This window comes from Flavobacterium erciyesense (genome assembly GCF_018069925.1).
GTDB lineage: Bacteria > Bacteroidota > Bacteroidia > Flavobacteriales > Flavobacteriaceae > Flavobacterium > Flavobacterium erciyesense.
Window position 1 is genome coordinate 250374 of the sequence record NZ_JAGPXB010000001.1, and the last position, 18794, is coordinate 269167.

Genomic DNA, 18794 nt, shown 5'->3' on the forward strand with positions numbered 1-18794 from the left:
TATTTGATTATTAAGTGGAAATAAGAGCCATTATAGATAAATATAGACTGCCCAACAAAAATTTAATTTCTTAAAACCTATACTCCATTTTTAAGAGGGCATATCTGGGTTGTAAACGGTACTCGGTTTGCGAAATATTGATATCAGAAATACTGTAATTGCGGAAAGTTTGGGTATTAAACAAGTTATTTCCTGAAAGGAAAATAGTGAGCTTATTTTCTTTAACAACATAACGCGCCTCTAAATCTAGAAAATAATATTTGTTATTGTCTTTGTCTAAATTTCCAAAAAAGTAACGTTCAGATTGCACTTGAAAGTTAAATTTATCACTGACTATGAAAGATAAATCTAAAAAGCTCATATTATCAGTAAAATCATTTGTTATAGTCGTTTTTACCTGATTGTAATTCCATTTTGAACCAATATGATAATTAAAAAAACCTTTGAAACCAGAACGCAATTCAAAACCATAATAAGCATTAAAGTTATTTACTTCTCTAAGATTAGAATTATTAACTATGTTCTTAAAATTAGTTTTGCTAGCGCCCAAATTGGCTTTTAAATTGGATTTAATCGGTTTAAAATAACGATCTATACTCGAAGAAATAGATAAAAGCTCGCGGTCTTTGATTATTATTTTTTCAGATTGTGAAAAATTTTGGGCAATGATCGAATTGGTACTAAAAAAGTCATTGTTTGTGGTGTAAAAGATATATGTATTTGCAAAAAACTTGTCACCCCAACTGCCGTAGGTGTAATTTAAAAATGCACTAGATGAATTTAACTGATTAAACTCCTCTAAACCTTTGGAAAAAGAACGAAAACCTGTTTGTACAAATCCCGAATAAACATCTAAAACACGGGCGTTTGTTGTGCTATAAGAATACGAGGTACGAATTTTATTTATGTCGTTAATTGTCCAATCTATGCCAATTTTAGGCATTACAAAAAATGGATTTTGGTTTGATTTTATATTGAAATTTTCTAATCGATTGAATAATTGGTGGAAATTTGATTGAGTTAGTACAGTAAAATTACTCAATTTAACGCTGTATTTCGCAGTCAAATACATATCATTAGTTGAATAAACTAATCCATTTTGATAACCATTAGGCAAAGTAAGTGTGTTTTCGCTTTGTAATAATTCAAAGCGTGTAGCTAATTTATCTACGCGTAATTGATTACCTATTTTAATCTCTAATAAATCACCATTTTTCTTTTTGTCTAGCAAATGGGCTTCAACACCTGCAAATTGCATTTTGTTTTCGCTAAATTGTGCGGTGCTGTTTGCATTTACAGTAAACAAATCACTAAAAATAAACTGATTTACTGCATAATTTTGCGGCGTTTTTTCATTGATATACCTTCCTGATAGTAAGAAAACCTTTTTATCCTTAAACTTGTTGGTAAAAACTAATTTTTGATCAAAAAGTTGATTATTAGCCGTTAATCGTTCGTTCAATAAATCGGAATTAAACAATAAATCACTTCTGTTTTTTTCATTCGTTTTATTAAATTTACCAGCGTACTCCAGCGTTTTGGTTTTAGAAATATCATACGTTAAATCTACTTTTCCAAAACCAGTTAACTGTGTTTTTCTTCCTTTAAAATCCTCAGTATTGGTAAAAGTTGTAGTGCCAACGGTAAATTGTTGAAAACCATTTCTAAAAAAATTATTTTGGTCTGTATTAAAAAAACCTAAGGTTTTGAGTTTTACTTTATCGGATAAGGTAAAAATACTATTGAGAGAGACCATTTCAGCATTGTTAAGATTGGTTCTTTTTTGTTTTAGATTTGGTGTGTCAAATCCTAAACCAAGCAGTTTATTAACGGTTTGGCCATCCCCTATACTTCCTGCTTCATCAATACGGTAAGGTCTAATTAAATTATCTATATCACCAGTTGCATCTTCACCTATGTTGTTTAAATTAGTGAGGAAATAATATTTATTTTTTTTTCCAAAATTCATTAAATTGCTTCTTACTTCATATCTGTTTTCAGAAGTTAAGCCATAACCTAATTGGGTATTACCAAACCACACCCGCTTAGCATCTTCTTTTAGCACAAGATTTAAGGCAACCTTATTACTATTTTCAATGCCTTTAAGATGTTTGTTGTTAGAATAATTATGATACAATTCTACTTTATCAATGGGGTTTACTGGCATGTTTTTAGTTAGAATTTTATATCCTTTTTCAAACATATCATCGCCATCAATCATTACTTTTTCAATTTCTTGATTGCCTACTTTTATGGTACCGTTTGCCTCAATATTTAATCCAGGTATTTTTTTTAGTAAATCTTCTACTATTTGCTCATTTCCTTGCAAAAATGATTTTGAATCAAAAACAATGGTATCTTTTTTTACAAATATTGGCTTTTTTACATCAATTACTATTTCTCTGAGTTCTATTGATTTTGTTTGTAATATTAGTCCATCAAGTTCAATCGATTTTGGTTTATTATTGATCAATTCAACTTTTTTTTCTTCATAACCAATTCCCTTAAAAACGAGAAATTTTCTATCCTGATTGAAAACTTCAAACGAAAAAAAACCATTTTTTGTTGTAAAAGTGTAGTCTAGAATATCCTCTTTTTCGTTTACAAGTAAAACACTTACATTTTGTATACTTTCATTTTCATTATTTTTAATGCTCCCTTTTATTACCGTTTGAGAAAAAACAGTATTGCTAAAAATTATAAATATAGAAATACATAATACTATTTTACATTTGGCATACAATAACTTAAGATTTTGTTTATACATTTTTTTTATTACGATAAAATAAATTGCATCACTTTAATTAAACTCCATTTCTGAGCGATACTCATTTATTGGCTCTTTATCAAATTCAAAAGCGGTCATCATTCCAAATTGAGCGCCTCTGCCTCCACTTCTAGCTTTAATAGTTTGAATTTTATCTTGAACTTTTTTAATTTTTTTAGCATCATAATCTTTAAAAGAAATAGCTTCAAACTTAGGGTCGTTTTGAATTTTTACAAGAATTTCTTTTTCGGAAAGATTATTATTAAAGGAAATTGTTTTTGCTTGCCATTTATAAACTCCTTTTTCGTCATCAACTTCCAAGATAAGCCCTGGAAGGCCATTAAATTTCCAAGGACCAAGTGAGATAGGAATTTCAATTGTGTACCAAGCAGTATATGTTCTACCCCTAAATTCAACAACTGCTTTTGTACAATTATATTTCCCTATAGTTTTTTTTTCATTTAATAGTTTCCAATTCATTTTAGGCAGTGGCTCTTGAACAGCAAAATAGCTATTAAGATGTGAATCTTCAAATAGTCGCTCTGTTAATAAATTCTTTTCTCTATCAATAATAATTTCTGGTAAAATTTCTTTGTCACCAGTACCTTTGGTGAACATGATTGCTCTTTCATTAGGCACTAAATCAGTTGTTAATTTTTTTTGCACTACTGAATTGTAATAGGATATTTGATTGGAGACAAATAATGTTCCTAAATCTAAATTTATAAAACCTTGAGTAAATATTCGATACTCATCATACTCAACATTTAAATTTGCATTGCTTGCCTTTTGGCTGAAACTAATTTGTGAAAATAAAATCAATCCAAGTATAATTTTTCTCATCCTTTTCTTTTTTAAATTAAGGCAGTCTCAAAGACTGCCCTAAAAAATTGCTCTAAATTGTTACTCTACTCTATTTATGTATTCAGTTATTTCTCTTATGAGATTTGAGTCATTACATGGTAACATACCAGGTACATCAGTTACTGTGATTTCGCCGACTTTTTTCAAGGTTCTAGCATCTATAACATCGTATGTACAAGACTTAACAACAAGGCCATCCACATTTAAAGATGATGTTTTACTAAGATTTAATTTAATTGATTCTTTTGAAACTTTATTTATTTCTAGAGAATTTGCAAAAGCAAACGAACACATTAGCATAAAAGCTAAAGATAATAAGAATTTTTTCATAGTTTTAAAATAATTTGATTGTTGTCTTACTAAACTTTTTAGTAAGAGGTTTTGGACGTCCGAGTACAAATCAAAAAAAAAAAAAAAAAACAATTGACCAAATTTTTAATAGAATATTTTCTTACTTTAACTTTTAAAAACACCTGGTTATTAGTAAAATGGAGATTTATAGATATAACAGCTAACCACAATAACAACTCTCTAATATTCTCATTAATTTATTAAATTTGGCAAAAGTTAATTCTATGCTCAAAACCAAAAAAGAACTTGTCTTCATCATCCTTGCCGGAATATTTATCACTAATGCCGTTACTGCTGAATTGATTGGTGGCAAGCTGATTCAAATAGGTCCGTTTGTAATGAGCATCGGTATTTTGCCTTGGCCTATTGTGTTTTTGACTACAGATTTAATCAACGATTATTTTGGCGAAAAAGGAGTGAAAAAATTATCATTAATCACTGCTGCATTAATTGCCTATTCGTTTATTATTTTACTTCTAGCAATGAGCATTCCTGCTGCAAAAGGAATTAGCCCTGTAAACGATGCTCAGTTTACCGCCGTTTTTGGTCAAAGTATGTGGATTATTGTGGGGAGCATTATTGCTTTTCTTGTATCACAATTGATAGATGTTACTGTTTTTTGGTTTTTCAAAAATCGAACTGGAAACAACAAAATATGGCTGAGAGCCACAGGTTCAACGGTCATATCGCAATTATTTGATTCTTTTATTGTTTTGGGAATAGCTTTTTGGTTGCCAGGCAAAATCAACTTTGAAACCTTCCTAACCTCAGCCTTAACTGGCTATACTTTTAAGCTAGGCACAGCCATCCTGTTAACTCCTTTAATTTATCTAGGTCACTATATGATAAAAAATTATTTAGCCTCTGATAAAGAATGATCACCGCTGATAGAATACGTTGTGGCTGGTGCCATTCTAGTGATTTATACATGAAATACCATGACGTAGAATGGGGTGTTCCTGTTTATGATGACACTACTCTATTCGAATTTTTACTCCTTGAAACCTTTCAAGCAGGCCTAAGTTGGATTACCATCTTGAACAAAAGAGAAAATTTCAAAGCTGCTTTTGACCAGTTTGATTATAAAAAAATTGCGCACTATTCTGATGATAAAATTCAAGAATTACTACAAGATGCAGGTATTATTCGCAACAAACTCAAAGTTTATTCGGCTGTGACCAACGCGCAAAATTTCATTAAAATTCAAGAAGAATTTGGAAGTTTCTCAACTTACATCTGGGCATTTGTCAATCACACGCCTATAAAAAACTCTCCAAGAACTTTAAAAGAAGTTCCTGCTACTTCACCCATTTCTGATTCTATAAGCAAGGATTTAAAAAAACGCGGTTTTAAATTTGTTGGTTCTACCGTTATGTATGCCTTCATGCAAGCAACAGGCATGGTTGATGATCATGTAGAAAATTGTTGGAAACGAAATTCCCTGCCCCAGATGGACGTGAAAAGCCCGGACTGAAAAGGCTATTTTTTCGAGACAGCAAAGAGCGACCGGCAGGAAGCTCCTTTGATGGCTTTAGAAAAAATAAGACTTTGAAGGAGGACTTGTAACAAACAGCTGGAAATAGGCCCTACTGCTGCTGCAAAATTCGCATAAACTCCTCGCGAGCAATTTCTCTGCAACCTAAACTTTCGAGATGTGGATTGTAAACTTGACAATCGAGCAGCTTATAATTTTCTTTTTTCAAGTGGTTTACCAAGGCAATAAAAGCCACTTTGGAAGCATTCGAAACTATCGAAAACATGCTTTCGCCGCAAAAAATATGACATAAATCAACGCCATACAAACCGCCAACTAAGATGTCATCTTGCCAGACTTCAACTGATTTTGCAATGCCTAAGTCATGCAATTTGCAATAGGCCTCAATCATGTCATTAGTAATCCAAGTACCGTTTTGACCGTCGCGTTTTACTTTTTGACAATAGGAAATCACGTCTCTAAAATTTTGATTGAAGGTAACTGAAAATTCGCCTTTGTTGAGAACGTTACGCATGCTTTTGGAGATTTTTAACTCCTCAAGAAATAAAACCATTCTTGGGTTAGGCGACCACCAAAGGATAGGATCACCGACTTCAAACCACGGAAAAATGCCACTTTTATAGGCTAACTGCAAGCGCTTAGGAGACAAATCACCACCAATAGCAAGAATTCCATCGCGATTGGCTTGGTTAACGTCAGGGAAATAAAGTATTTCAGAAAGGTAATGCATGATCAGATCAATTGAAAAAAGGCGCAATTGGCTCAAAAAAAAACCAAATTCCGAAATGAAAACAGGTTCAAGTTGGAATTTGGAATTTCAATAATTTGGAAGTTTATCTTAGAACGGTAAATCGTCTGCTTCTTCTTCGTTTAAGTTGGTTGCCGGTGCAAAAGCTTGTGCAGCAGGCATTGGTGGCATTTGTGGAGCTGCAGCAGCGCCTTCTTGCAATTTCCCAATTCTCCAACCTTGAATAGTGTTGAAATAAACCGTTTCGCCTTGTGCGTTAGTCCACTCTCTACCTCTTAAATTGATATCAATTTTTACTGATTCTCCTACTTGAAAATTATTCAACAAATCACATTTATCTTGCACAAATTGTACCGAAATGTGCTGCGGATATTGTTCATCAGTTGTTACTACAACGTCTCTTTTTTTGAAACCGCCTGATCCAACTTCTTTAGTTTGATCAATCATTCTAATTTTTCCTGTTACTTCCATCTTCTCTATATTAATTGTTTTTGCTCTGTTTAATAGGCTCTGCTAGAAGGACTTTCCAAGCTGAGTCAACATCATTTTCGTTCAAATATCTTTTAGCCTCGAGCTGCACTTTTTCAGGATCATCGGAGCTCAAAACGGCTTTTACTGCAAAATTTTGTTGTACAAATATACTAACTTCTTCGGTTGTAGGCAAGGCTTCAACATTTCCTAAAATTCCTAAATCGTTTCCGTTAAACACGGGGCTTTGCTTGATAAAATCAGGTATTGCATCTACTCCAATTCCTAAGGTAGCTAGTGGTTTTGGCACTTCAAAAAGTCCTTGATTGGATCTAGAATACCAATTGCCACCCAATCGTGAAACCAAGTCAATTTTATGTTGATCTATAGCTCCGTTACTGTCTAAAACGGCCTCGTCAATATGAATTTTTACTACTTCGCACACAACTAAGTTACCCGCACCACCCTCTGAACCCAGAGCAATAATTTGATTGACTTTACATTCAAATTGTACCGGAGATTCTTTTACCCGATACGGCTTTACAATATCAGAAGCAACAGGCGTTAATCCTGATTTAATAAATTCATCAACACCGTCAGCATACTCCGTGCTGGCTAACGAGATTTGCTGTACAATGTCATAATTCACAACATTGATCACCACTTCTTTGGTTGCCTCAGCATTAATAAGCGTGTGTTTAATGGTATTGTCTCGAACACGGCGTGCTGGCGAAAAAATAAGAATAGGCGGATTGGCACTAAACACATTAAAAAAACTAAAAGGCGACACATTGGCATTGCCATCGGCATCCATTGTACTGGCAAACGCAATAGGCCTTGGACCTACTGAACCTTGCAAATAACCTTGTAATTGAGCTGTAGAAATACTTTTAGGATCTATCGATAGCATAAAGACATTTTTTTACTGTAGCATACAAAAGTAAGTAAATGAATTTGGTTTTTAGAATGGCTTGCTACATTTTAAGCAAAATTATCTTGCTTGTGGTTCCGTCAAAAATTCTTTATCAAAAACTAAAATACTACGCCATTTATTTCGTTATATTTAGCATTCAAAATTTTCCTTATGCAGTTTTCTGAACGTAGAAACACCACCCGATGGGTAATCATTTTTGCTTCGTTTTTAATCATTTCCTTGATTCTATGGAATACCTATTCGTTTTTTCAAATTTTTAAAAATGAAGAACGATTGAAGATGAATTTATGGGCGCAGGCGCAAAAAACACTGATCAACGCTGATGAAAATACTGAGGTAGAACTGCCTTTACAAATATTTAGCAACAACACTTCCATTCCAATCATTTTAACCGAAAAAGATAGCATTATCAATACGGTTAACATTGATGAAGAGATTGTAAAAAACAAAATAAAAGCCCAAGCTTTTTTACAAGATTTAAAATCAGAAAATGATCCTATTGTTATTGAATATGTTCCCGGAAAATTTCAAAAACTGTACTATGGCAACTCCTCGCTACTCAACAAACTGAAGTATTATCCGCTTGCGTTGGTGTTAATCATTGTGCTTTTTGGCGGTTTGGTTTATAATTTTTACCGCAGTACCAAAATGGCGACGCAAAATAAATTATGGGCCGGAATGGCAAAGGAAACTGCGCATCAAATTGGCACGCCACTTTCATCTCTTATCGGTTGGGTCGAAATTTTAAAAGCAGATGACGTGGACGCCTCGATCACGCAAGAAATAGAAAAAGATATTGAACGTCTGCAAACAATAACCGACCGATTTTCAAAAATTGGTTCGGAACCAAAGCTGGAACGCACTGATATTGTTCACGAAACACAACAGGCTTATGATTACTTACAATCTCGATTTTCAAAACAAATTGAATTTACTTTTAGCGCTCCAAAACACCCGATTTGGGTACAGCTTAACCCTATTTTGCACAGCTGGACGATAGAAAATTTGGTTAAAAATGCCATTGATGCCATGAAGGGAAAAGGAAAACTCCAACTGGCTATTGTTGCAGACTCTGAATCGGTAAAAATTAATGTTACAGATACAGGCAGTGGCATTCAAAAAAAACAGTTTCAAACTATTTTTGAGCCCGGTTTTACAACCAAAAAACGCGGTTGGGGATTGGGACTTTCGTTAACCAAACGAATTGTAGAAGAATATCACAAAGGCACAATTAAAGTGTTACAGTCTGAAATTGGCAAAGGAACTACCATGCAAGTTTTACTAAAAATCAAACAAGACTCTATTTCTAATTCATAAAAAAAGGAATACGTTTTTGTCGTATTCCTTTTTTAGTTTTTGTGTTTTAATTTTTACAAATTGGCTGCGATTGCCGCTGCCAGTTCAGTAAATTCTTCGGTGGTAAGACTTACTTTATTTTGAAAACGCATTTCATCCATCTCGTTTAGCGGAATCAAATGCACGTGCGCATGAGGAACTTCGAGTCCTACAACTGCCATCCCGACGCGTTTACAAGGAACTGTTTTTTCGAGTGCAATTGCTATTTTTTTAGAAAACTGCATTAGCCCCAAATACAAATCGTCATCCATGTCAAAAATCTTATTGATTTCTTGTTTTGGAATACACAGTGTGTGACCTTTTGCGTTTGGATTCACATCTAAAAACGCCAGAAAACGATCGTCTTCGGCAATTTTGTAACATGGAATTTCTCCTTGGATAATTTTGGTAAAAATACTTGACATACTTACAATTTTAGGTGTTGAACCTCAACTTTTATTTCAAAATTAGTCTCTAGTGATTTCAAGAATTTCAAATTTCAACACCCCGTTTGGTACAGTAATTTCAGCAACTTCGCCTACTGATTTTCCTAGTAAACCTTTACCTATTGGCGAGGTTACCGATATTTTTCCAGTTTTAAGATCGGCTTCGCTTTCTGCTACCAAGGTGTATTTCATTTCCATACCGTTGTTTTGATTTTTAATCTTTACGTTTGATAGTACCAAAACTTTAGACAAGTCCAAGTTGCTTTCGTCAATCAATCGGGCATTGGCATGTATTTCTTCGAGTTTTGCAATACGCATTTCTAGCATTCCTTGCGCTTCTTTGGCTGCATCATACTCTGCATTTTCAGACAAATCCCCTTTGTCTCTCGCCTCAGCAATATCTGCAGATGCTTTTGGACGCATCACACTTTTTAAATAATCTAATTCTTCTCTTAATTTCTTTAATCCGTCTGCGGTGTAATAGGATACTGTGCTCATAACTTCATTATTTATATAAATAGAAAAAATCCCATCAGGACGGGATTTCTTTCCACAAAATTGTAAAATTTTTTTTTCGACTATAATTATATGTTAATCATATATAAGTCAAAGTTAAATAAATTAAATTTGTTTCGCTAATACTTTACCACTATTTTAAAATGAAAAAATATATCTCCTTGATTGTGATTGTATCCCTACTGTTTTCCTGCAGTGAATCAAATGTAAACAACAACAATCCTTTTGTTCCTAATTATACTTTTACCCTAGACCTCAACTTAAATTTACCTACCTACTCCAACCTAAAATTTGTGAGTAATGCCGTTTATGTACCCAATATTGGCGCGCGAGGAGTCATTGTTTTTAACACAGGTAGCGGCTACAATGCCTTTGATGCTGCTTGCCCTAATCAAACTATTAGCGGCTGCTCGACTATGACCATTAACGGAATTAATGCGGTTTGTGGATGCGATAACGCCACCTATAGCTTGTTTACGGGACAAAGCAATTTGCAATATCCTTTAAAACAATACCGCGTACAAGTGAACGGAGATATTTTGAGAGTTTTTAATTAATTACAGCTTATAACTTACAGATAGCATAAAAACTCTTGGTAAGACAAAAGTGGTGCGCTGACTGATGAGATAATCTGAGAAGGAAAAATCATTTTTAACCTTGTTATCAAAAAGGTTGTTGGCTATTAACTCAAATCCAAAAGGACTGTTCTTTTTTTGATAACGCAACGAAGTATTGGCGATGTCGTAAAAATTACTCTGCTTGTTGCTATTGGTGTTTTTAAGGTTTTCGTAACTGCATTTGAACGTCCAAAACTTTGCGATGGTAATGTCAAAATCAGAAGTAATCGCATCGGTTTGAAACTGAGATTGGGTCAAGCCCGAAAACTGACTAAATCCTTTATTGTATCCTATACTAAAACCCGGCCATTTTTTGTGTGCTGTACGAAGTACTACGCCCAACCTTTGATTGTTTCTATCGTTTAAAGTTTCGGCATTATTTAGTGTTTGGAAATAAGTAAACCAACTAAAACTAGTATTGAACCTCAAGTTAAAACGGTATATCTTTTTGCTAAAAGAACCGTTTACATTGTAATTCGTTTCGGGATTATCGCTTAAAATTGGTGTATTAAACTGATTGATACCATCTAATTGAATTTCGTTACGGATCGTTCTTACTTTTTGATTCCAACTTGCCATGGCGTTCCAAGTGATCCCACGATACAAGTTCGTTTTCGTGTAACGCAGGTTGGCATTGTGGAAGCGCTCGTTTTGTAATAAGGCATTTCCTTTGTAAACCAAGTTATAATTTTGCAAGGTAAACTGCTCCGCTAATTGGGTGGCTTGCGGAAAACTATTTTCTAGTTTGTAAACAAAATTTAAAGATTCTGACTTATTAAACTCATAATCGCTGTTCCATTGTGGTTGCAAAAGTGTTTTAGTAAGTGTTCGCTCTCCTGACTTTTGATCTGTAGTTAAATGATACCAATGCGCGTACAAGCCAGGTTTATTAGTCCATTTTCCTATTCTGAACTTATATTCTAAACCTACATAGGCATCATTCAATTGATATTTTATCGAGTTCCCAAAACCAGACAAAGCAAAATCATTGACATTCCCGTTGGTTAGTAATTGCTGCTCTGTGGTTTCTAAACGGGAATTACCGTAATTATTCCCCACATTGGTGTACAAGTGATTGAAATTATTGATAATCCAGTAATGTTTAAAAAGCGCATCAACGCTATTGGTTTTTACTTTTTTAACTTGTTCAATGCGGTACGCGCTGTCCTCTTGCAACGGAATTAATCCTGTCAAGAAAGGCTGATCAGTAAACCAGTTGGTTCGTGGCGTGTTGTAATCGTATGCTTGATTGATTACTAAAGTGGTAGTGTGTTTTAGATTGTAACTTTTGTGCCACTCAATGTATTGTTTTATGGCGGTATTATCGGCTTTGTTGAGTGTTTCAAAAATACTCGCATTGACATTAGTAATCGAGTTGATGGCGTTTGAGATGGTATTATTACTCGACTGGTATTGTCCGTTGTAGTACCATTTTTCTTTAGCGCTTGGCGAATAATCGAGTTTGATGTTGCCAATTCCTAAAACAGACCGATTGGTACCTTCTTGCAATCGGTTTTCAAAAGCAATGGCACTGTTTTGCAAATACTCATTTTTACTTTCGGTTTGCGATGCCGTCAACACTTTCGAAAAAATAGAAAAACCAGAAATAGAAAGCTTTGATGAGGTATCGTGGCTAAAATTAAACGCGCCAAATTGAGACGTATTCTGCACCACATCTTGGTTGTCATTGGCAAAGGAATACAAATTCGTGAGTGATTTTCGACCTGATAAAAAGGTGCTCATGCCACCACCAAAACGCATCAGGTCATCAAATGTAAAGGTGCGTTTACCAATATTGTTTAAATCGCCTATAAAACTTAGGTTTGTTTTAGGAGCGTAATAAAACAAAGCGGCGTGCCCAAGATAAAAACCATTATCGGCATTGCCAACCTCGGCACCAGCCTCAACATCACCAAAAACAAATTTCTTTTTATCGGCTTTGAGTTTTACATTCATGGCCAGTTCATCACTATCCGACACCTGCTTCATAAAACCCACTTCATTAAAGTGGTCAATGACTTCAATTTTATCCAATGCATCAGCTGGAATGTTTTCAACCGCTAGTTTAGAGCCACCTCCAAAAAAAGATTTGCCCTCAACAAGCATTTTAGTAACTTTTTTACCTTGTACGGTAACACCTCCGTTTTTATCGACTTCAACACCAGGAAGTTTTTCAAGGACTTCTTTCATTTTACGTTCGTTGCCGTTGGCAAAACTTTTAACGTTAAACGTCATAGTATCCTTTTTAATTTCGATGGGTTTGAACTCGTGTTTGATAACGATTTCTTTGAGTTGAACTCCGGTAGACTTTAAAGTAAAATCGTGTGTAGTCACCACAGCATCTGCCTCAAGAATAAACACTTCCTCTTCAAACCCAATGTACGAAACCGTAATTTCATACTTCACTGCTTTTTCCAGCTCTAAGCGGTAGCGTCCTTTATTATCAGCAATAGCAAATTTTAAGCTTGCTTTTTCTTGTAAGGGTTTTGCAATAACGTTTGCAGACTCTAATGGTTTGTTGTTCTCCTCAACCACCACACCAGTAATGGAGCGGGATTGAGAGAAACTAAAGGTTGTAAATAAAAGAAAATAGAAGAGTATTTTGTGCATTGAAATTAATTCTTATTTGGAATTATGGTAATTAAAAGATTGACCTTTCCTTTATTATTGCGAGTTTTTCTCTTTTTCTCGTTTTTTACCTATAATCACCCCTGCTTCTGAAGATTCAAGTTTTTTTTCATATTCCTCTTTAGATATTGTTCTGCCCTTTGGGAAGTATATATTTTGGTCATCTTTTATAAGTTCAATATTTTTCGCACTATAGACAGTTTTGTCCTCGTATAATTCTAAAATTAATCCAGGTAATCCATGAAAATCTTTAGGACCGTAAGAATATGGAAGTTGAGGTGCAAACCAAGCAATTATCTCTTTTGTTTTGGTTTCTCCCTTTCTGTTAATAAAAGTTCTTTTTAAAATTCCTTCATAACACAGATAAGAACTAATTAATTTTGAATTTGTTGTTATGGTCCAATTTAAAGATAAATTATCATCCTTAACTATAAGTCCATCGTCTTTTTTGATGTACTCCGTTTGTGCCTTCTTGTCAAAGTAAATCTCATCTGCAGAACTAAATGCTAATTTTGCGATGGTATTTATTTGCGCCTCATAGGCTGATAAGGTATTCATACTTTCAATGCTTTTGAAACTAGAACTTGTAGAATTAAACAATAATTGAAATTCTTGCAGATTCGCATTTTGCAATAAAGTCTCCATTAAAACTTTTTGTTCCGCTTTGACGGTGTTTGCAGATGGACTAACTTGTATAGCATAAATAACCTTTCCTGATTGAGCTTGAATAACATTTACCAAAAACAAAAATAGTAGCAAAAATTTTTTCATTAATTTTATAATTAAGATTGTAAAAAGAACTTTCTCAATTAAAACTGAGAAAGTTCAAGTATTTCCAATGTAAACTTTAACTACATCTAGAAGTTTACAACATGCAAAGTCCCATTAAGGCATTTAATAAATCGGGTCTATCCGGTCCATCTTTTACAATAGATTCGTAAATTATAATCGCAGATTCCTGACATGGAGTAGCTGTTCCCTCGTTATCACCAGGACCTTGCACAACTGCAGCTTCTACTTTGTTTTCGTTGCTAAATACAACATCTTCCTTAACTTCTCCTGTGTTCGCCATTGCAGCGCCACTAAATGCTACCACTGCTAGAGCGGTAAAAATCATTTTCTTCATTCTTAATTTTTTTTTGATTTTTAAATTACGATTAAACAAAAAAATTCAGGAGATTAGTTTTCTTGTAAATATGGTTATTCAATAAAACCATTCAGTTTATCATAGGCTTCTTCTAATTGTTTCTGATTTAAGATTTTTATTTTTTCAAAAGCTTTGATATCAAAATTTGAATCACTATCTAGTTTTATATTTTTTGCTCCGTACACAGTATTTCGTACCCGAAGTTCTAAAATCAACCCAGGCAAATTTCCATAACCGACGGGACCGTGCGGAAACGGTAATTTTGGACAATACCATGCAATTACAGGATGGCTAAAAATTTTAGATCCGTTAATTACTGTATAGATATTAGTGGCTTTGTAACATAAATAATTATCTATTAATTTGGTCTCATTAGTCAAAAGCCAATTATCTTTCAAATCCTCTTGTGTGTAAATGTTTTTTCCTAACAAATCCTTTTGAAATAATAGTTTTTCTTTTAAGGTGTAAACGGTGCCTGCATAATGTGCCATGCCATAGATAAATCCTTTTAAACCGGGAGCACTGTCATTCTCTAAATTTGCTTCGCTATAAAATTTAGAACCATTTTCTGTTATGATTAATTGAAATGTTAGTTTTTTAGACTCAAGTATGGATTTTTCAAGCATGTTTTTTAACACGGCGTTATTATCAAATAATCCTGCTTCCTTTTCTATTATTAATCCGTAAGCCACCGTAACATTTTTACCTTGGCTGTAACCTACAGCTGCATATAAAATTAAAATAACAATGATTTTATTCATCTTATATATATCAATAACACACCAAAATCATCGAAATTGGTGCGTCATTACATTTTAATTAAATTTAGTTTCTTGTTTATTGCGATATTGTGGCCTCGTTTAATCCCAAACACATAAAATAAACAGAATAGGACATACCAACGGCAGCTTCGTGACTAAATCCAGCAGCTTTCGCATCAACGTAAGCTACAAACTTTGCTGTATTACAATCCGTGGTCGCAAATGTTTTTTTCTTTGACGTTTTTTTAATGCTTTCTTTTACTTCAAAATTCTTCGCCATTGCAGCTCCACTAAATGCTACCACTGCTAGAGCGGTAAATAATAATTTTTACTCAGGTTTATATTTCTTTTTGGTTTTCGTGAATCTGCGATTTCATTCTTAAAATTTTTAAATTTATTAATAGTTTTTTTGGTTAACCAAGTCAAATATCAAAAAAAACTATTTAAAAGAATTTACTTTAAATTTTAACTATAATTTAACAAGTTTATACTTTTAATAAATTTAATAACTAGACACAAATAAATGTTTTACAATAAACAGAATGTAGAAACCAAACTTTACAGAATGAAAAATACAACAATAGCAAAAATACTAATTTGAAAGTACGTTTTTGGTTTATTGTTCATCAGTAATTGTTTTACCTATTGAATACTCAATTTTAAATTCTTTTTTACAAAAAAGTTGCTTAAAAATGATCGGACAAATAATTATTAGTACCTCCAAATACTATATTAAACCTAGAATCCTCCAGTTTCGTTTTGACGATTATACCAAATGCTAGTTTAAAAGTACCAAACACAAGGATACCTCTTTTTTAAAGCTCCTACAATACCCACTTTTGGTGATATTCCCTCCTATCAATAACTAAAAAATCCTGACAGCGAACCATCAGGATTTACTCCAATTACAAACTCTTCTTTTAAAACTTCAGGGTCAAACCTAGCAAGAAATTAGTCCCCGCTTGCGGATAGTAGTACGGATAGATATCGTACATGTACCCATTTGAAACGTATTTTTTATCTAAAAAGTTGTTCAATAAGCCCGTTAAGACTATTTCATTAAATATGGTTTTTGGTTTAAAAGTGTATGCTACGTTTAGATCATTGACAAAATAATCAGCTAATCGTGCTGCAGGCAACTCAATATTGTTCAGGTATTGCTCACCCACAAATTTTTGCAACCATGAAAGATGCAAGTTTTTAATAGGCGAATACACTATAATATTTCCTGCAATAATTGATGGAGAATAAGCAATATCTGTAGTGCCGTAGTTTTGCCCTTCAACAGCTAAGTCTCTATTTTTATTAGCACTCAAGGTGAAATTAGGTCGAATGATCCACTGATCGTTGAACGCAATTGTCGCATCTACTTCTAATCCCAATCGGTAACTTTTTTCACTGTTAGAACGAATTGGTGCGCCAACATCATCAAGGTTTCCGGTCAAAATTAATTGGTCTTTATATGCCATATAATACACATTGGTATTAATTTGCATTTTCTCAGCAGTATACCTCCAACCCAATTCAAAGTCGTTTAATTTCTCTGGTCTTACATTGCCACCTTCGTAATCACTTCTGTTTGGTTCTCTGTTGGCTCTTGCGTACGAAGCGTACAAAGCATTGCTTGCATTTACCGTGTAAGTCAAACCTGCTTTTGGGTTAAAAAAGTTAAAAGTATCATTTACAGGAAGCGCCTGCACACCATCTGCTTTGTAATTTACAGATCGAAATTGAAGGTCTCCAAATAAACTCAATTGACTTGTAATTTGATAATTGGCTTTCGCAAAAATATTCCCATCAGTTTTTATGGCGTCATCATCGTAATACTTGTCGCCCAATTCACTTTGCGAAGCAAAACGAGCCCAAATAACTTCACCAAAATGATTGCCCTCGTACTTGTTCCAGCCTCCACCAAAAATGACATCTACTGACTCGTCTTTGTAATTAGCTGAAAAAGTGGTTCCATAAAAATCATTATCCAACCATTTTTGACGCACTAAATCAGTTGTTGTCACTGTACCAAAAGGCTGTAAGCCATATTCTGCAAAGTCAGCATCTTCTTTGTAGTTTTCGTAATAGCCTTTTCCTTTGGTGTAATGCAAAGCAAAATTGGTACTCCATTTATCCGAAAATTTCTCGTTCCAATGCAACTGTGAATGATCTTGTTGGTAATTATCGGTTTCATTATCATAAAAACGCATATTACCTTGTTCGTCTGTAAAAGCTCCTGCCGTGTTGAATCTGCGATTGGCATTCAAGGTTTCACCATCAATTCCGTTCCAAGACTGATACGTTTTTTCATTTCCTCCAAAAACCAAAGCTTTGATTAAGGTTGTTTTACCAACGTACGTTCCTTGTAAAAAATACGATTTCAAATCCGAAGCGCCTCTGTCAATAAACCCATCTGAGTTTAGTGCTGATAAACGGCCTGCAATTTCAAAATGATCGTTCATCAATCCGGTACTGAATTTCACGGTATGCTTACGTGTATTGAAACTACCAAACGAATTAGAGATTTCGCCAGTACTTTTTGTTGCAAAATTATCGGTAAGCATGTTAAGGCTTGCGCCAAAAGCACCCGCTCCATTAGTAGACGTTCCTACTCCACGCTGCAATTGTAAACTTTCGACAGATGAAGCAAAATCAGGCATATTCACCCAATAGGTTCCATGACTTTCGGAGTCGTTATAAGGAATACCGTTGATGGTAACGTTTACACGGGTAGCATCACTACCACGCACTCGTATACCTGTATAGCCTACACCATTTCCTGCATCAGATGTAGTGACAACAGATGGTAAATAGTTCATTAAAATAGGAATGTCTTGACCTAGATTTCTGAATTTAATTTCTTTTTTAGTGAGATTGCTAAAACTAACTGGTGTTTTTGTAGTAACACGTACTGCCGATACTAAAACCGCATCGAGCTTGTTGACGTTAGTAGTATCTTTTACTTGTGCAAAAGTGAAAAAAGAAAAGAGAGAAAAGAAAATAGAAAATAGACGAGTCAAAGATAAGTTTGACGGTTTCGCCTGCGCGCTTTTGCGGCTTGTAAAATAAAATAAAGTTTTCATCCGTAAAAAGATTACGAATAAAAGGGGGAATTATTCTTTTTTGTTTTAATTAATAAAATGATTTGTTTCTATGACAAGACACTAGCGTGCACTCTACTATTTTGTCAATTTTCCGTAAACAGCATTACCTGTTCCCGTTCTTTGGGTATGATCTCAGCTCGTAATTTAGAGCACCCCTTTGAGACAGTGCAAAACTAATTATAAAAAGTGAATTACAAATTATGAATTGAAATAAATTTTAAAAATCGGGTTTTCGACGGTTTTTTTTCACTTCGGAAGCGCTCTTTTTATCCTTTATTCGTTTGCGAATGACACCTTTAGGAACCTTGGTAGGTTTTCGTTCTTTGGGTACAATCAGTGCTTTTTTTACTAATTCAAAGAATCGTTTTGTTACCAATTCCTTATTTCGAAGCTGACTTCGGTCCTCGTCACAACTTAAATTTAAAATTCCATCAGCCGTTAAACGTGTTTGCAATTGCGTCGTGACCAACTGTTTTTGTTCTTCGTTCAAGCCTTTCGTATTTTTCAAATCAAAACTCAGCACTACTTTTGAAGATACTTTGTTCACATTTTGACCGCCAGCTCCGCTACTCCTAACCGCTTTATATTGTATCTCTGATTGTAGTTGTATTTTATCCATCTT

Annotated in this window: 19 protein-coding genes; 4 read left to right on the forward strand and 15 right to left on the reverse strand. The window is 34.0% G+C overall.

All coding sequences use genetic code 11. The annotated features are described in order from the left end of the window. Positions 1–70: 70 nt before the first annotated feature. The 3 genes from KBJ98_RS01065 to KBJ98_RS01075 are packed head-to-tail and all read right to left on the reverse strand — an operon-like array spanning position 71 to position 3961. Positions 71–2767: a TonB-dependent receptor gene (locus KBJ98_RS01065; RefSeq protein WP_225899039.1), complete on the reverse strand. Its 2697-nt coding sequence runs from the start codon at positions 2765–2767 to the stop codon at positions 71–73. Positions 2768–2800: 33 nt separating this feature from the next. Beyond that, positions 2801–3610 (reverse strand): GLPGLI family protein, encoded by an 810-nt coding sequence (locus tag KBJ98_RS01070; protein ID WP_210787917.1) that lies wholly within the window; start codon positions 3608–3610, stop codon positions 2801–2803. A gap of 60 nt (positions 3611–3670) precedes the next feature. Next, entirely contained in the window at positions 3671–3961 is a 291-nt protein-coding gene (locus KBJ98_RS01075) for a hypothetical protein (protein ID WP_210787918.1), read from the reverse strand. 245 nt (positions 3962–4206) lie between these two features. On the opposite strand from KBJ98_RS01075, the gene KBJ98_RS01080 reads away from it, so the two are divergent. Further along, positions 4207–4860, forward strand: a complete 654-nt coding sequence (locus KBJ98_RS01080) for a queuosine precursor transporter (protein ID WP_210787919.1) — start codon at positions 4207–4209, stop codon at positions 4858–4860. Further along, positions 4857–5456 carry a DNA-3-methyladenine glycosylase I gene (locus tag KBJ98_RS01085; RefSeq protein ID WP_210787920.1) on the forward strand — a complete coding sequence of 200 codons (600 nt, stop codon included), beginning with the start codon at positions 4857–4859 and terminating at the stop codon, positions 5454–5456. Before KBJ98_RS01080 ends, KBJ98_RS01085 begins: the two co-directional genes overlap by 4 nt. 112 nt (positions 5457–5568) lie before the next feature. Here KBJ98_RS01085 and aat read toward each other — a convergent pair whose 3' ends face one another. From aat to KBJ98_RS01100, 3 genes are all read right to left on the reverse strand, one after another. Further along, positions 5569–6207 (reverse strand): leucyl/phenylalanyl-tRNA--protein transferase, encoded by a 639-nt coding sequence (aat, locus tag KBJ98_RS01090; RefSeq protein ID WP_210787921.1) that lies wholly within the window; start codon positions 6205–6207, stop codon positions 5569–5571. 108 nt (positions 6208–6315) lie between these two features. Next, the gene (locus KBJ98_RS01095; protein ID WP_210787922.1) at positions 6316–6696 is read right to left on the reverse strand and encodes a DUF3127 domain-containing protein; all 381 of its coding nucleotides are present in this window, start codon (positions 6694–6696) and stop codon (positions 6316–6318) included. 10 nt (positions 6697–6706) lie between these two features. Beyond that, positions 6707–7603 carry a flavin reductase family protein gene (locus KBJ98_RS01100; RefSeq protein ID WP_210787923.1) on the reverse strand — a complete coding sequence of 299 codons (897 nt, stop codon included), beginning with the start codon at positions 7601–7603 and terminating at the stop codon, positions 6707–6709. Positions 7604–7777: 174 nt separating this feature from the next. On the opposite strand from KBJ98_RS01100, the gene KBJ98_RS01105 reads away from it, so the two are divergent. After that, positions 7778–8944 (forward strand): sensor histidine kinase, encoded by a 1167-nt coding sequence (locus tag KBJ98_RS01105; RefSeq protein WP_210787924.1) that lies wholly within the window; start codon positions 7778–7780, stop codon positions 8942–8944. Positions 8945–8997: 53 nt separating this feature from the next. On the opposite strand, the gene KBJ98_RS01110 is transcribed toward KBJ98_RS01105, so the two are convergent. Together KBJ98_RS01110 and greA are read right to left on the reverse strand one after the other, a co-directional pair. After that, a complete protein-coding gene (locus tag KBJ98_RS01110) occupies positions 8998–9387 on the reverse strand; it encodes an HIT family protein (RefSeq protein WP_210787925.1) in 390 nt (129 codons plus the stop codon). 42 nt (positions 9388–9429) lie between these two features. Next, positions 9430–9906: a transcription elongation factor GreA gene (gene greA / locus KBJ98_RS01115; protein ID WP_166132997.1), complete on the reverse strand. Its 477-nt coding sequence runs from the start codon at positions 9904–9906 to the stop codon at positions 9430–9432. Between the two features lie 161 nt (positions 9907–10067). Here greA and KBJ98_RS01120 point away from each other — a divergent pair, with 161 nt between their 5' ends. Beyond that, entirely contained in the window at positions 10068–10481 is a 414-nt protein-coding gene (locus KBJ98_RS01120) for a Rieske (2Fe-2S) protein (protein ID WP_210787926.1), read from the forward strand. Here the strand turns inward: KBJ98_RS01120 and KBJ98_RS01125 are convergent, their stop codons facing one another. From KBJ98_RS01125 to arfB, 7 genes are all read right to left on the reverse strand, one after another. Continuing rightward, positions 10482–13151 (reverse strand): carboxypeptidase regulatory-like domain-containing protein, encoded by a 2670-nt coding sequence (locus KBJ98_RS01125; RefSeq protein ID WP_210787927.1) that lies wholly within the window; start codon positions 13149–13151, stop codon positions 10482–10484. 54 nt (positions 13152–13205) lie between these two features. Continuing rightward, entirely contained in the window at positions 13206–13940 is a 735-nt protein-coding gene (locus KBJ98_RS01130; RefSeq protein ID WP_210787928.1) for a GLPGLI family protein, read from the reverse strand. Positions 13941–14034: 94 nt separating this feature from the next. Then, positions 14035–14295, reverse strand: a complete 261-nt coding sequence (locus KBJ98_RS01135; protein WP_210787929.1) for a hypothetical protein — start codon at positions 14293–14295, stop codon at positions 14035–14037. 74 nt (positions 14296–14369) lie between these two features. Next, positions 14370–15077, reverse strand: coding sequence for a GLPGLI family protein (locus KBJ98_RS01140; protein WP_114754902.1), 708 nt, complete (start codon positions 15075–15077; stop codon positions 14370–14372). Between the two features lie 76 nt (positions 15078–15153). Beyond that, on the reverse strand, positions 15154–15381 hold the full coding sequence (locus KBJ98_RS01145; RefSeq protein ID WP_210787930.1) for a hypothetical protein: 228 nt from the start codon (positions 15379–15381) through the stop codon (positions 15154–15156). Positions 15382–15997: 616 nt separating this feature from the next. Further along, complete coding sequence (locus KBJ98_RS01150; protein ID WP_210787931.1) at positions 15998–18151, reverse strand: TonB-dependent receptor; 2154 nt, start codon at positions 18149–18151, stop codon at positions 15998–16000. A gap of 238 nt (positions 18152–18389) precedes the next feature. Beyond that, the gene (gene arfB, locus KBJ98_RS01155) at positions 18390–18791 is read right to left on the reverse strand and encodes an alternative ribosome rescue aminoacyl-tRNA hydrolase ArfB (RefSeq protein ID WP_210787932.1); all 402 of its coding nucleotides are present in this window, start codon (positions 18789–18791) and stop codon (positions 18390–18392) included. Positions 18792–18794: the final 3 nt, after the last annotated feature.

Excerpts from the sequence above, each read along its gene's own strand:
- KBJ98_RS01105 (WP_210787924.1), top strand. The coding sequence starts at position 7,778 with ATGCAGTTTTCTGAACGTAGAAACACCACCCGATGGGTAATCATTTTT.
- greA (WP_166132997.1), bottom strand. The coding sequence starts at position 9,906 with ATGAGCACAGTATCCTATTACACCGCAGACGGATTAAAGAAATTAAGA.
- aat (WP_210787921.1), bottom strand. The coding sequence starts at position 6,207 with ATGCATTACCTTTCTGAAATACTTTATTTCCCTGACGTTAACCAAGCC.
- KBJ98_RS01150 (WP_210787931.1), bottom strand. The coding sequence starts at position 18,151 with ATGAAAACTTTATTTTATTTTACAAGCCGCAAAAGCGCGCAGGCGAAA.
- KBJ98_RS01070 (WP_210787917.1), bottom strand. The coding sequence starts at position 3,610 with ATGAGAAAAATTATACTTGGATTGATTTTATTTTCACAAATTAGTTTC.
- KBJ98_RS01140 (WP_114754902.1), bottom strand. The coding sequence starts at position 15,077 with ATGAATAAAATCATTGTTATTTTAATTTTATATGCAGCTGTAGGTTAC.
- KBJ98_RS01120 (WP_210787926.1), top strand. The coding sequence starts at position 10,068 with ATGAAAAAATATATCTCCTTGATTGTGATTGTATCCCTACTGTTTTCC.
- KBJ98_RS01100 (WP_210787923.1), bottom strand. The coding sequence starts at position 7,603 with ATGCTATCGATAGATCCTAAAAGTATTTCTACAGCTCAATTACAAGGT.
- arfB (WP_210787932.1), bottom strand. The coding sequence starts at position 18,791 with ATGGATAAAATACAACTACAATCAGAGATACAATATAAAGCGGTTAGG.
- KBJ98_RS01085 (WP_210787920.1), top strand. The coding sequence starts at position 4,857 with ATGATCACCGCTGATAGAATACGTTGTGGCTGGTGCCATTCTAGTGAT.
- KBJ98_RS01095 (WP_210787922.1), bottom strand. The coding sequence starts at position 6,696 with ATGGAAGTAACAGGAAAAATTAGAATGATTGATCAAACTAAAGAAGTT.
- KBJ98_RS01135 (WP_210787929.1), bottom strand. The coding sequence starts at position 14,295 with ATGAAGAAAATGATTTTTACCGCTCTAGCAGTGGTAGCATTTAGTGGC.
- KBJ98_RS01125 (WP_210787927.1), bottom strand. The coding sequence starts at position 13,151 with ATGCACAAAATACTCTTCTATTTTCTTTTATTTACAACCTTTAGTTTC.
- KBJ98_RS01130 (WP_210787928.1), bottom strand. The coding sequence starts at position 13,940 with ATGAAAAAATTTTTGCTACTATTTTTGTTTTTGGTAAATGTTATTCAA.
- KBJ98_RS01065 (WP_225899039.1), bottom strand. The coding sequence starts at position 2,767 with ATGTATAAACAAAATCTTAAGTTATTGTATGCCAAATGTAAAATAGTA.
- KBJ98_RS01075 (WP_210787918.1), bottom strand. The coding sequence starts at position 3,961 with ATGAAAAAATTCTTATTATCTTTAGCTTTTATGCTAATGTGTTCGTTT.
- KBJ98_RS01110 (WP_210787925.1), bottom strand. The coding sequence starts at position 9,387 with ATGTCAAGTATTTTTACCAAAATTATCCAAGGAGAAATTCCATGTTAC.
- KBJ98_RS01080 (WP_210787919.1), top strand. The coding sequence starts at position 4,207 with ATGCTCAAAACCAAAAAAGAACTTGTCTTCATCATCCTTGCCGGAATA.